This window comes from Marinomonas primoryensis (genome assembly GCF_013372285.1).
Classification (GTDB): Bacteria; Pseudomonadota; Gammaproteobacteria; order Pseudomonadales; family Marinomonadaceae; genus Marinomonas; species Marinomonas primoryensis.
This window is the reverse complement of record NZ_CP054301.1, coordinates 3,323,246-3,336,585: the sequence shown is the minus strand read 5'-3', so window position 1 is coordinate 3,336,585 and position 13,340 is coordinate 3,323,246. Positions and strand designations below refer to the sequence as shown.

The following is a 13,340-nucleotide window of genomic DNA, read 5'->3' as shown; positions in this document are numbered from 1 at the left end:
GGTGGTTTTTAATTAAATTACTTAATATTTATTATGTCACCTTGTATTAATGATATATTCAATAATAATTTTCTTTGGTCTGAAAATAAAATTAAAGAAGATCCTACTTTTTTCACTAGCTTATCAAAGCAACAAAGTCCTGAATATCTTTGGATTGGTTGTTCTGATAGTCGTGTTCCAGCAAATGAAATTATGTCCTTAGCTCCTGGAGAAGTTTTTGTACATAGAAATGTTGCTAATATTTTGTACCATACAGATATGAATTTACTTTCAGTGCTTCAATATGGAGTAGATGTATTAAAAGTAAAACATATAATGGTAGTTGGTCATTATGGATGTGGTGGCATTGAAGCTGCGATTAATCAAACGGAAAATGGTATTGTTGACTATTGGTTGCAATCTGTACGTGATTTATATATGCGTTATGAAAATACGATTCAACATTTTAATAATAAGGAAAAAATTGATTATATTTGTGAGCTTAATGTAAAAATGCAAGTTCATAATTTATGTAAAACGAAAATTATTCGTACTGCTTGGGAACGTAATCAGAACCTATCTGTTCATGGGTGGATCTATGGTTTAAATGATGGGAAAATTAAAGATCTTAATTTTACTGTTTCAAATATAAATCAAATTAATAACCTACAAACTATTTGAGTGTTTATTAGAGTCTTGACTGTGACAAAAATTTTAGGATATTTAAGGAGAATGTAGGGTATTAATTTTGACTTGGTCTGACAATTCAACTTGAAAGGTAGAGAGTTATTCGTTTTGATAAAGGTGTCTGATTGTAATGGTCAAGTAATCCTGTAGGGTCTCTAAGCCACTTTTAGTAATTCTTGTCGTTTCTGAGCCGGTGTTAAATAATCAATCGCAGAGTTCAATCGCTTGTAGTTATAGAACCCAATATACCGTTCGACGGCAGCGACCACCGATTGGTGATTAATAAAAGTCTGATCATTCAGATATTCCGTTTTTAGGTTGCGGAAAAAACGTTCTTGAACGGCATTATCCCAACAATTACCTCGTCGACTCATACTTTGAATCATTTTATGACCGTGGAGCGTTTCTTTAAATAACTTGGCGTTATATTGCACACCTTGATCTGAATGAAACATTAACCCCTTAGTGTTCGGCTGATGCTTTGCAATCGCATTCGTTAGTGCTTTTTTAGCCAGTTTGGCATCCGGTGTTTTCGACATTGCGTAACCGACTATTTCACGATTAGCGAGATCCATCACCGTCGCTAAATAACTCCAACCTTGGTGCGATCGTATATAGGTAATGTCACCTACCCAACGAGTATTGAGGTCCGTCGGGTTGAACGCTCTTTTTAATAAATGTGGTGTCGTGGGTTGTTCTTTACCCATTACCCATTACATAGTAATGTGGTTTCTTCGGCCTTTTCGCGACTAATCCCCATGTTTTCATTAATCTAGCCGTTTTAAACACACCAATTTTAAACGATGCTTTTTTCAAGTCGATGACCAAGCGTCGCTTTTCATAAGAATAAAAAGACGCTTCAAATATCTCCACCATTCTCTGCTTGATTTCCTCATCTTCTGAGCGAACCACAGGCTCATAGTAATAACTAGACACGGGGAGCTCAAATAATCGACATAACCTCTGAATGGCTATCAGGGGCTCTGCCTTGATCAATTGTCGAATCACTTTAAATTTGGATTGTCGCGTATGAACAAGGCGGTTGCTTTTTTTAATAGCCGTACATCCTCCCTTGATTCTGCCAACTCTTTTTTAAGTTCTTCTATTAGCCGTTTATCTGCGTCTAAAGGGATCTTGTTTTGAGTAAACTCGCCGAGTTGTTCATCTAAATACTGCTTTTTCCAACGAGCGACGGCTGTTGCTCCCGCTCCGGATATGTCCATAATCTGCTGGTTAGAATAGTGCTCTTCCACCATCAATCTAGCGTGTTCACATTTTTGTTTGGACGTGTAATTTAGTCGTGTTTTTCGGGTTGTCATGGTCATGATCTACTTCCTATATTTTAGTGAATTATAGGCTATAGGACTTTCTAGAATCATTAGACCATTAAACAAGGTTCAATTATCTTGTTTAGTGGTAGAAAGTGATAAACTAGCCATATTACGGACTGCCATTGGGCTTTTCAGAATGTTAAGGCGCGCAGCTCGACTTGATCGCATGTTCCCTACCAATGGTTGATACAGTTTCGCATATTTTTTTAAAATTGAATGCTGCTTTATCGCTAATATGACGAGCTCTCAAATAACCATGTACCAGACCAATACCTATTTCAGAGTAATTCTCAACTTTGACACCTGCATTTTTTAATGCCTGAGCATATAACTTACAATCATCATATAAAGGATCTATTTGTGCTGGAAATAAATAACTTTCTGGTAATGCATTAAATGATGACGCTTGTAATGGGCAGTATAAAGGGTCTTTTTCAGGAATGTTTAAGGTATCACCACCTACTCTGCTGGCATGATAAAATGTCATATGTTCTTTGGTTAATAAAGGTGCATTGGCATGTTCATTCATTGATTGTGTTAATTCGTTATGAGCTAAAACTGGATAAATTAGAATCTGCCCTAGTAGCTGTGTCTCTGTATAATTTGAACGAGCGTTTGCTACACATGCCGCTAAATTAGCACCAGCACTATCACCAACTAAAATAATGAATTTACCTTGGGCTAATAAACCGTCTACTAAAGATAAACAATCTTTAATATCACAAGGGTACTGGTGTTCTGGCGCCAGACGGTAATCTACTGATACTAAGTTGATTCCACAAGTATCAGCTATTCCTGCGCACACATCATCATGGGTATCTAAGTCACCAACTATAAAACCACCACCATGAAAGTAAACTACTTGCAGATTTTCATGGATAGATAGGTGTTTAGGTAGATAGTGCCGTATAGGGATAGAATTATCATCTTGACCTATTATTCTATCATTTTTAATCACTATGGAATCAGGTACAGGTGTCGATAAGGCTAAGCTCATATCACGATAGCATTGCCGCGTCAGGTGAATATTAGCCATTGAGCGAGTTGTATAATAACTCATTGTCAACTCAATAAAATTGCTCACTTGAGCGTCTAATTGTTCCATATCAAATACCTATAACATATATTTTCAGATTTATTTAATCAGTTTTTAGACTGTACCGTTTTTAAAAAATAATCAAGTCGAGACTGGTATGTTTGAAGAGATTAAAAGTCCCGATCGATTTGATCATATTTTTCCTTATATAAATCTTGTCATAATACCTTAATCTGACAAACTTATTTTACACTTTAAAGCCAAAACTTAACCTATCAATACCAGAGATACTTTTTTAGTATTCTAGTGGAACATACGAGTAAGCCCCTGCCATGAGATAATCACGTTTTAAGTCTGGGAAGACCGCTTGAGAAAACTGCCTTCATAGGCGATTCAACCAACGATGAGGCTATGTTTTAAGCTATTCCTTTATCGATTGGTTTTGCAAATATAGCCAAATTCCTTCCGACATTAACCTATAAACCCCTAAATTCAGATAATAAGTGCGACACTGCAATTAGAGGTGTAGAGGTGTAGAGGTGTAGAGGTGTAGAGGAGGCCAACTGCTGAAGTTGGTATGATTTTTCTTACCACAGAATGAAGCAGTACCAACATGAATTATCAGCAGTTGACCGAAGGCAAAAGATACCAGATTTCCGCTCTTTTAGGACAAGAAATATCAGTGGCAAATATTGCACGAACACTGAATTGTCATAGAGCGACGATTTATCGTGAGCTAAAGCGGAATAAAAAAGTAACAGAATATTGCCCTGACAAAGCTCAAAGAGCTTGTTTAATACGGCGAAAAACATCAGCTAAATATCGCATATCATCAAAGACGATTGATTTCATTCGTATTTTAATTGAAATCGACTGGAGTCCTGAGCAAATCTCTAACGCACTCAAAAACTGTGGCGTTCCTGTTAGTCATGAATGGATTTATCAATATATCCATGATGACAAAAGAAACAAAGGGATGCTTTATCGCCATTTGAGACAACGAAAAAAACGCTACAGGAAAGGCCAGCGAACGAAAGCAGAAGTGATTAAAAACAAAGCCTCTATTGATGAGCTCCCAGCCATTGTAGAGACAAAAAAGCGTTTTGGTGATTGGGAAATAGACACTGTTTTAGGCAAACATGGAACAGGTTCTATCGTCACCTTGTTAGAAAGAAAGACGCGCTTTTACCTCATAAAGAAAGTGGATTCGAAATCAGCTAAAGATGTGACTCAAGCGACTATAGAGTTATTGATGCCTTTTAAAGATCATGTACACACGATCACAGCCGATAATGGCCGAGAGTTTGCCTATCATACTGAGATAGCTGAAGCATTATATACGCAAGTATATTTTGCTCATCCATATAGCTCTTGGGAGCGTGGCGCTAATGAAAATAGCAACGGCCTTCTAAGGCAGTATGTACCCAAAGGCACTGATTTAAGAGATGTTACAGAAGAGAGAATACACTTCGCGATGAGACGAATAAACTATCGTCCAAAAAAGTGTCTAGGGTTCAAGCAACCAGCGATGGTTTTTAAAGAAATGTGCTTAGTTGCTTGAAATAAAAAGTGTCGCACTTCGGACTTGAATTCGGGCCAAACTACATAACCACTCAAAATTTGGCGGGAAATAGGCCTACTAAAACTTTAATTTAAAGGAGCATTTTTGTATTTAAGCTGTTTTCATATTGTGACCAAGATAGACACATAAAAGAACTTTAATCCACATTTTTTAAATACCTAAACTTCTATTATTTTATTGATTTATAAGGTTTTATGTGGATTAATGGTGCATTAAGAATACTTGTGCAGTTCCCTCCGGAGGCGAAGGCCGGAGGTTCGAATCCTCTCGGGCGCACCATTTATCTTCAAAACTGCCTCATATACCCTTAATGTCTGCTCTTTTTCTTCTCAGCCTGTTTTAGTCTTTATTCGCTATCCAATCTTGTTAGCTGGTATAAATGAGTGTGCGAAAGATGAGGACGAAAAGTGATTAAGCGACTAAGCAAAATTAACGGTTATTACGTTGCCATTGTGTTGGCGATTGTCTTTTCTTGGTGGGGCTTATTGGATGCCAAAGCGTCTGACTATGTTTCTTCGTCTTTGGTGCAGGCGTTAAGCGCATTTGGCTTGGCCAAACTGTTCAATGCGACGGTGTCTGTATTACAAAGTATTCAAATCAGTGTTTTTGTCAGTTCGGTTACTATCGGTGAGTTACTAGACCCTTTTAACGACATGATTGAAGATTTTTCTGATGTAATGAAGATCGCGGTGTCGTCGCTTATTTTCCAAAGTATTCTGCTTAAAATTATTTCTACTGTGTATTTCAAAGCCTTTGTGACTCTGTCTGGTTTGTTATTTGGTTACTTGTATTGGGTGAGAAGTCGCTTTACCGAAGTGGCTTATAAAATCTTTGTCACCGCAGTAGGTGCAAAGTTTTTATTGGTGCTGGTGGTTTTGTTGTCTGCGTTGGTTGATGCGTCGTTTTTGAATGATGAAAAGACGCAAACCATGGATAAGATCCAAGTGCACTCTGACGAGATGAACGAGGTGACAACGGGATTAGGCGTTGCCGCCGATCTCAAACAATCCCTTGATATAGACAAACAGACGTTACAAATCAAACAGAATGAACAGCAGCAAACATTGTCGGGCTATGATGCGCGCTTGGTGGATTTGACCATTCAAAGTGATTCTCTCAATCGTGAAATGTCAGCGCGTAAAGAAACCTTGTCTACCTTGGATATTCTGTTTAATAACGATGAAACGCTAGCGAACTTGCGAACGCAGCAAAGTCTTTTAATGAGTGAACGCCAACGTACTGAACAACAGATCAAGGCCTCGCAAAACAAGATCGGTGCCTTACAACAATCCATCGATGACCTAGATAATCTTACAGTAGAAGACCAAAGCTTTTTCTCATCTATTAAACAAAGTGCTTTTGGTCTTGGTCATTTTAAAGACAAGATAAGCCATTACGTGGAAACGCTGAATGGCTTGGTAAACGACTTTCTCACCTTGCTGGCGTTGTTTGCCTTTAATACCGTGTTGATCCCCGTATTGTTTCTTTATCTGGGTGCAAAAGGCTTCAAATTAGTCTGGCAAATAAAACCGTCTGACCTGATAACGCGAGCCAAACAGGGTGTAAAAGAGAGTCTATAGCGCAGTGTCATTAGTGTGGTGGAATCGGCTCATCAGCGCTAATAAGGTCTAATTTTCACGACGCAAATTCATTTCATAAGCGTTCCAAGCTATCTTCTTTGTAGATCAACTGTATTCATTGCGTTCTCTTTGTCGAGGCGATTCGTATCGATTGGCTTTAGGATGCATCTTATCTCTTCCTGAAGTAACTTTCAGAAATGAGATCGATTTTAAATATAAAATGAGAATCATTATTGTGTATAATTCCAATACTATTATTTAATGTACAAAGATACGTTGTAGATTTAAGGGTGTTGATGAGTATGTCGATCGGTCGATTAAAATGGTTACCTATCGTTTTGTTAGCTTTGATGCTGCTTTTTTTGTTGATTCAAGCCGCCGTTGCTAGCGAACCAACGGTAGATCAGGGTCGGGATAAGAGTAGGTATCCAATACGTGTTGTGACTTTATTTCAAAGTGCGACAGATTCGGTGGTGGCGTTAGGGATTACACCTGTTGGTGTGGTGGATTCTTGGGCACAGCAGCCAACTTATGAATATTTACGAGATGCTCTAAAGGGGGTTGCTCATGTTGGGTTGGAAACGCAGCCTAATCTAGAAGCTATTGTGGCGTTAAAGCCGGATTTGATTATTGCAACCAAATCACGGCATAAAAAAATCTATCGCCAATTATCACAGATTGCGCCTACTGTGATGGCAGAGAATGTGTATGACTTTAAAAGCATTTTGGATCTAACGGCAGAAGCATTAAACAAGAAAGAGAAAGGGAAACAGATTTGGGATGACTTTCAGCAGCGCATTACAAATTTTCGTAACGGAATCAAAAAGCGAGAAGCGAACTGGCCCTTGACGGCGGCAATTTTAAATATTCGTACGGATCATTTACGTCTGTATTTGAATCAAAGTTTTCCTGGTGTGGTGTTGAAAGAAATAGGCTTTAAGTTTCCGCTGCCCAATGAAGGAGGTTGGGGGATCAAACTTAAAACAAAAGAAGCGTTGCCTAGTGTGAATGCAGATGTCTTCTTTATTATTTTGCATTCCAATGATCCTGCTGTCAGACAAAATTATCGTGCTTGGCGATCTCATCCATTGTGGAAAATGCTTGATGCACCGAAGCACAAGCAAGTGTATGAAGTGGATAATGTGGCTTGGTTATTGTCTGGCGGAATTCTAGGGGCTGAGAATATTCTGGATCAGTTGTACCAAATTTATCAACTATCTCCAGTAGATCACTAGAGCATTTATGGGGTTACACAGCAGTAGCACGTTTAAATGGATCCTTCTTGTCCTGTCTATTATATGCCTTATGCTCTCTTTATTAGGGAGTATTGCTTACGGGCAATATGTCATTTCAAATAAATCGGTCTGGACTGCATTTTGGGCGTTTGATCCTCAATCAATTGACCACATTATTATTCGCACTACGCGTTTATCTCGTGCTCTTGTTGCTTGCTTAGTGGGGGCGGCTTTAGCTGTTTCAGGTGTTTTGATGCAAGCATTAACGCGTAATCCGCTAGCCTCTCCGTCTATTTTTGGCGTCAACGCGGGGGCGGTATTTTCCATTGTTTTGTTTTCGACTCTCTTTTCAGTTACTTCCCTGAATACTTTTTTGTGGCTGGCTTTTTTGGGGGCGAGTGTGGCTGGTGCCTTGGTTTATGGACTGGGTAGTTCAGGGAAAGACGGCTTATCCCCTGTTCGCATTGTGTTGTCCGGAGCGGCGATCTCGGCACTGTTTATGGCTTTTACCCAAGGCATACTGGTCATGGGGCAAGAAGGGTTAGACGGTGTTTTGTTTTGGGTTGCCGGCTCTGTCTCTGGGCGTGATTTGGCATTGGTGGTTCCACTTGTTCCGTATTTTGTGGTGGGTATTACATTTGCAATGCTGGCCGCACCACACATAAATATTCTGTTATCGGGAGATGATATTGCCAAAGGTTTAGGCCAAAACACGTTATTGATTAAAGTGGTGCTGAGTATTCTGGTTATTGGCTTGGCTGGGGGAGCGGTAGCGTTGGGCGGGAATATTGGCTTTATCGGTTTGATGGTGCCTCACATGGTGAGGTCTTTGATTGGTTATGATCATAAGTGGCTTATTCCGTTGAGTGCGTTGTGGGGAGCGACTCTATTGCTGTGTGCTGACTTGATTAGTCGTTTTATTATTATGCCAGAAGAGGTGCCTATTGGTGTGACGACGGCAATTTTGGGCGCGCCTTTCTTTATTTATTTGGCTCGAAAAGGGGGTAAGCGTGAATAAGTTGCTTAGTGTTCGTCATCGTTTTTTTTCGTTTTCGACCCCTGTTCGTTCTTTGTGGTCGATGCTCATTATCTTTGTCTTTTTTCTGTCGATTATTTTGCTTTCCCTGTGTTTAGGTGAGGAGTTTATTGCGTTGCCGCAGGTGATACTGGCGCTGTTTGGACGAGGTGATCAGAGTTCATTGTTTGTCGTCGAGATTTTGCGTTTGCCAAGAGTGTTGATGGCCGCCATGGTGGGCGCTGCTCTGGCATCGTCTGGATTGGTGCTGCAGTCTATGATACGAAACCCACTGGCATCACCAGATATCATAGGTATTACGGGCGGCGCTTCAGCCGCAGCGGTGTGTTTTTTATCTTTTTTCGCGACAGCAATGGGGATTGTCTGGTTGCCTATTTTCGCCATCTCTGGGGCTTTGTTGGCAGCGTTGTTAATTTATGTACTTGCTTGGAATAGTGGTGTAACACCAATGCGATTGGTGTTAGTTGGTATTGGTGTTTCCTCAGCGATGGGGGCGGTGACGACTTTTGTGATTGCAGCGAGTCCACTCTCTACCAGCATTACTGCTTATATCTGGCTAACAGGCAGTGTGTATGGTGCTAGTTGGGTTGAGGTAAAAGCCTTATTGCCGTGGTTGCTAGTCTCTTGGCCTTTGGCGTTGTATTTAGCGCGTCGGGTGAACACGCAAGAATTGGGGGATCAAGTTGCAACAGGGCTTGGTATATCGGTGCAAAAATTGCGTTTGTCGTTACTTTTTTTAAGTGTCGTGATGGCGGCACCAGCCATTGCTTATGCTGGCGCGGTGGGCTTTGTCGGCTTGATTGCCCCCCATATTGCTCGACGTTTTGTCACGCGGAGCTTTGCTCTTTTATTACCAATATCTGCATTGGTTGGTGCTTGCTTGGTTATGCTGGCAGATCTTTGTGGTCGCTTGTTATTCCAACCTTTGGATATTCCCGCTGGTGTGTTTGTGTCTGCGATCGGTGCGCCATTTTTTATTTATTTACTCTATCGACAGCGCTTTTAAGTCGGTGAGCAATATTGGGATTTTTTAACGATGAGTCTGTCTGAAAATAAGCCATTAGAGTGTGTTGCTCTGTCGCTCGGGTATGAACAAAAAATCATTGTAGAAGCGTTAGACTTAGTCATTGAGCCAAATAGAATATCGGTGCTGGTGGGCGGTAATGGTTGTGGTAAGTCTACTTTGCTGAAATCGTTTGCTCGTTTGTTGAAACCGTTGACTGGACAGGTTCTGCTGAATGGCGCAGATATTCATTCCTTGTCTGGAAAGGATGTCGCTCGCAAGCTTGCTATTTTACCTCAAGGACCTTTAGCACCAGAAGGGTTAACAGTTGAACAATTGGTTCGACAAGGCCGTTACCCACATCAGAACTGGTTACAGAGCTGGACAAAGGACGACGAACGATTAGTGCATAAAGCCTTGCAAGACACCAATATGACTGAGTTTGCTGATCGTTCCGTAGATGCTTTATCGGGTGGTCAGAGGCAACGAGCTTGGATTGCCATGGCCTTAGCACAAGACACCGATATTTTATTATTAGACGAGCCAACGACCTATTTAGATTTGACCCATCAAATCGAAATCTTAGATTTGTTATTTGAGCTGAATGCGACTCAGAAAACGACCATTTTGATGGTGTTGCATGATTTGAATCTTGCTGCTCGGTATGCTCATAAAATGATTGTTATTAAAGACGGCACTGTATTTTGCCAAGGCGCACCAGAAACAATATTAGATCATGATATGGTAAAAGCCGTGTTTGATATGGAGTGTTATATTAGCACTGATCCCCTATTTGGCACGCCAATGTGTATCCCTTATGGAAAAGGGCGCAAGCTTGATTTTCAGGCCGTTAAACATGGTTGAGCGAGATAGTGAGCTAGTACTTCTGCCTGAAGAATGGAAGGTGTTAGCGGCATTTGGACTTAAGTCTTACCAACAGAATGAGCCACTTTCCATCGATTCGAGCAAGCTGTTGGATACAGCATTGTGCTTAGAAACACTTCAAAAAATCATGCCAGAACTTGGCGCAGAAAACCTTAAAGTCACGGCATCGTTAGTGATGAAACGCATGGCTTTTCTGACGCTAGCGCCAGTACTTTATGCCATGTCTGGTTTTGATAAAGGATTGAACGGTTCATTAGCTAACTGTGTTTTTGAATACCCGTTAGAAAATAGATTGTGGTTATCAAAAATGCCGTTAAAGAATGCGTCTGTTACAAGCTGGTCTGATAATCGAAATCGTTGGCGAGAAGCAGTGCTAAACCAAGTGTTTGCAGGAAATTTAACGTTATTGGTGGAGCAATTCTACGCTTTAACAAAAGTGTCGAAACGCATTCTTTGGGAAAACATTGCTGTGCGTGTGTTTAGTATTTATGAGCAACGTATATTAGTGAGTGTTTCTGAGGAAATGGAGTCAAAAGCTCAAGCGGATTATGCATACCTGCTTGATAAGAGTACGACGGAATTGTTCGGTTTAAACGAAAATCCACTGACGGTTTTTTATCGAGATAAGCAGTTAACTACCTTATCAGAAAATCCTATTCGAGTTCGACGTACCTGTTGTTTTTACTATCAAGCCACTGAGCCGCCAGTGTATTGCGGATCCTGTCCTTTGCCTCTAAAGAAACCTAACTCTTCTCGAAAAAAATAAGAGAAGAGTTAGATTCGGTCGGTTTGTTAGAAATCTAAACCATAAGCAAGTGTCACAGTACGACCTCGGCCTTTGAAGTAGAAACTGTCGTTAGCGTAGGCTGCCTGAGAATAATAGGTGAAGTAGTCTTCGTTAAATAGGTTAGCTACTGCGACACTCATTTTACCAACTGGAAGTTTATAACCAACGGATGCGTCGACTAGAGTGTAACTATCAAACTTTAGTTCGTCATCATCAAAACTGCGACTGAAGGCATGGCTGACTTGTAATAAAGAAGACAGCTTCTCATTCCAATGTGCGTTCCACGATGCCACTAAGCGGTTAGGCGGAATATCCGCTCCAGTCAGTTTGGTATCGACTTTTCCGTCATCATCGGTATCTGACTTACCTTGAATGTATGAATAGCTGGCTTGTAATTTGTGCTCTTTGTTTAGCTGAAACCCTAAAGAGGCTTCTGCACCTTGAATCTCTTTCTTCTCGCGTTTAACAACGTAGAGGTCATTAACCTCAACAATACGGCTACCGAGGTCCGAATCAGATTCGTAATAACTTAATTCAAAATCGTATGGATGGCGGTTTACACGTAAGCCCACTTCATAGTTATCGGTCATGATAGGAGATAGATCTATCAGTGTATCAACATCTTGATCGGTGGTTTTAACGCCGCGAAGTACGCGGCCAACATCAGGCATACCAAAGCCCTGTGAATAGTTGGCAAACACACTAACAATAGGCGTAATTTTGAAAACGGCACCCGCATTGTAAACTGTCTCGTCAAAGCTCGGAGTGCCGCCATCTACTGTTACACTGTTATTAGCGGCCACTGTCTGATAAGTATCGACATTTAATTTTGCATGTTCATAACGAGCACCTGCTTGCAGAACTAAGCGTTCAATTGGCTTATATTCAAACTGAATAAATGGGGCGTAGTTGGTGTATTCCGTTTCTGGCACGTAAACACGATTCGTTAATACCAATGTTTGGCTAGTGGTATCTTGAAGTAAGTCTAACCCTGTCGTAATGCTCAAATCATGATCGAGAAGGTCATCTTTTGTGAGGCTGAATTTAGCGCCAATTTTTTCAGATTGGTTTTGGCTTTGATCGTAAAGCGTGCCACTTGGTGCAATGCTAGTATCTTGAAAGCTTCCGGAATTTGTTGCGCCATAACGACCTTCAAAATCTTGATGAAAAACCTGCGCCTTAAATTCCATACCATCAAGGTCGCTGTCGGTGTAGAAAAGGCTAGTGGTTTGTACATCGTTATAAGGGGCTACACCGTTTGGTGGCGTGCCTTTTATGGAGCTGGTTGCGACACCATTTTCCCTGTCACCATCGACTCCAGTAAAGTTCATGCGTCCTTTCATTTCGTACTTGTTTACTTCAAGTTCCAGTCTTTTTTCATCGGTAAGCCAATAGCCAAGCTTGACGAAAATATCATGGCTTTTTGAATCCATTATGTCGCCACGAACCGTTGCTGAACCAACATAGTTGCCGTCAGCATCGAGATACATGCCTTGCACTTCGTTGGTTAAACCAACAAGGTAATCGAAATTGCCTTGTGAACCTTCTGCTTGATAACCAATTTTATAAGCAAGAGTGTCACTGCTTACTTTATCCGTTGGCGTCGTCATTTGAACATCGACGTGTTGTTTCAATGAGTTTGAACGTGTTGATTTGGTGATGAAGTTAATAATACCGCCAGTTGCCCCTAAGCCATGAACCGCAGTGGCTCCATGGATGACTTCGATGCGTTCCACCATAGAAAGGTCAATGGTATGAGCAGATCGACTGCCTTCTCGAATGGGGTTGGACTGTGGCACGCCATCAATCATGTATAAAACAGAACGTCCACGAAACGTCTGACTACTATTATTAAGCTTTTGAGTATTCGGAGCATACGCTGGTAAAAGATTGGACAACACCTGAGAACTGTCGCTGGTAATAGACAGTTGCTCTTCTATTTGTTTGCGAGAGATGACGGTCACGACCTGAGGGCTGTCTTCTTGTTTGGTATTGGTTCGACTTGTTTGAATAATCAGCGGGTCTAAGTCCACTGAATTAGTATTAACATCTGCAAAGGCTATTTGGGAGGTGCCCAAAGTGAAAGGTAGTAAAAATGTGGCTGTATAGTTGATTCGCGGTGACATGCAATTAACCCCTTTTCGAATTAGTGAAAAGATATAGTAACAATAGCGCAATCGATAATCATTATTATTTATA

Annotated in this window: 10 protein-coding genes and 1 pseudogene; 8 read left to right on the top strand and 3 right to left on the bottom strand. The window is 40.8% G+C overall.

Features of this window, described 5'->3' with window-relative positions; translation table 11 throughout:
* Positions 1-33 precede the first annotated feature (33 nt).
* Positions 34-660, top strand: coding sequence for a carbonate dehydratase (gene can / locus MP3633_RS15530; RefSeq protein WP_176336201.1), 627 nt, complete (start codon positions 34-36; stop codon positions 658-660).
* A 161-nt stretch (positions 661-821) separates the two neighbouring features.
* On the opposite strand, the pseudogene MP3633_RS15525 reads toward can, so the two are convergent.
* A pseudogene (locus tag MP3633_RS15525) lies at positions 822-1,985 on the bottom strand (IS3 family transposase).
* A gap of 151 nt (positions 1,986-2,136) precedes the next feature.
* The gene (locus tag MP3633_RS15520; protein ID WP_176336200.1) at positions 2,137-3,102 is read right to left on the bottom strand and encodes an alpha/beta hydrolase; all 966 of its coding nucleotides are present in this window, start codon (positions 3,100-3,102) and stop codon (positions 2,137-2,139) included.
* 544 nt (positions 3,103-3,646) lie between these two features.
* Between MP3633_RS15520 and MP3633_RS15515 the strand changes: the two genes are divergently transcribed.
* From MP3633_RS15515 to MP3633_RS15485, 7 genes are all read left to right on the top strand, one after another.
* Positions 3,647-4,594 (top strand): IS30 family transposase, encoded by a 948-nt coding sequence (locus MP3633_RS15515; protein WP_176336199.1) that lies wholly within the window; start codon positions 3,647-3,649, stop codon positions 4,592-4,594.
* Positions 4,595-5,022: 428 nt separating this feature from the next.
* On the top strand, positions 5,023-6,195 hold the full coding sequence (locus MP3633_RS15510; RefSeq protein ID WP_176336198.1) for a hypothetical protein: 1,173 nt from the start codon (positions 5,023-5,025) through the stop codon (positions 6,193-6,195).
* A gap of 296 nt (positions 6,196-6,491) precedes the next feature.
* Positions 6,492-7,430 (top strand): ABC transporter substrate-binding protein, encoded by a 939-nt coding sequence (locus MP3633_RS15505; RefSeq protein ID WP_244959686.1) that lies wholly within the window; start codon positions 6,492-6,494, stop codon positions 7,428-7,430.
* A gap of 70 nt (positions 7,431-7,500) precedes the next feature.
* Positions 7,501-8,448, top strand: coding sequence for a FecCD family ABC transporter permease (locus MP3633_RS15500; protein ID WP_342356102.1), 948 nt, complete (start codon positions 7,501-7,503; stop codon positions 8,446-8,448).
* Positions 8,441-9,472, top strand: coding sequence for a FecCD family ABC transporter permease (locus MP3633_RS15495; RefSeq protein WP_176336196.1), 1,032 nt, complete (start codon positions 8,441-8,443; stop codon positions 9,470-9,472). The genes MP3633_RS15500 and MP3633_RS15495 overlap by 8 nt, the downstream gene beginning before the upstream one ends.
* 30 nt (positions 9,473-9,502) lie before the next feature.
* Complete coding sequence (locus tag MP3633_RS15490; protein WP_176336195.1) at positions 9,503-10,333, top strand: ABC transporter ATP-binding protein; 831 nt, start codon at positions 9,503-9,505, stop codon at positions 10,331-10,333.
* Positions 10,326-11,120 carry an IucA/IucC family C-terminal-domain containing protein gene (locus MP3633_RS15485; RefSeq protein ID WP_176336194.1) on the top strand — a complete coding sequence of 265 codons (795 nt, stop codon included), beginning with the start codon at positions 10,326-10,328 and terminating at the stop codon, positions 11,118-11,120. Before MP3633_RS15490 ends, MP3633_RS15485 begins: the two co-directional genes overlap by 8 nt.
* Positions 11,121-11,146: 26 nt before the next feature.
* Here the strand turns inward: MP3633_RS15485 and MP3633_RS15480 are convergent, their stop codons facing one another.
* On the bottom strand, positions 11,147-13,267 hold the full coding sequence (locus MP3633_RS15480; RefSeq protein WP_176336193.1) for a TonB-dependent receptor: 2,121 nt from the start codon (positions 13,265-13,267) through the stop codon (positions 11,147-11,149).
* Positions 13,268-13,340: the final 73 nt, after the last annotated feature.

What these genes read in the sequence shown, in the direction of transcription:
- MP3633_RS15480 (WP_176336193.1), bottom strand. Translation starts at nt 13,267, where the DNA reads ATGTCACCGCGAATCAACTATACAGCCACATTTTTACTACCTTTCACT.
- MP3633_RS15500 (WP_342356102.1), top strand. Translation starts at nt 7,501, where the DNA reads ATGCTCTCTTTATTAGGGAGTATTGCTTACGGGCAATATGTCATTTCA.
- can (WP_176336201.1), top strand. Translation starts at nt 34, where the DNA reads ATGTCACCTTGTATTAATGATATATTCAATAATAATTTTCTTTGGTCT.
- MP3633_RS15490 (WP_176336195.1), top strand. Translation starts at nt 9,503, where the DNA reads ATGAGTCTGTCTGAAAATAAGCCATTAGAGTGTGTTGCTCTGTCGCTC.
- MP3633_RS15505 (WP_244959686.1), top strand. Translation starts at nt 6,492, where the DNA reads ATGAGTATGTCGATCGGTCGATTAAAATGGTTACCTATCGTTTTGTTA.
- MP3633_RS15485 (WP_176336194.1), top strand. Translation starts at nt 10,326, where the DNA reads ATGGTTGAGCGAGATAGTGAGCTAGTACTTCTGCCTGAAGAATGGAAG.
- MP3633_RS15515 (WP_176336199.1), top strand. Translation starts at nt 3,647, where the DNA reads ATGAATTATCAGCAGTTGACCGAAGGCAAAAGATACCAGATTTCCGCT.
- MP3633_RS15520 (WP_176336200.1), bottom strand. Translation starts at nt 3,102, where the DNA reads ATGGAACAATTAGACGCTCAAGTGAGCAATTTTATTGAGTTGACAATG.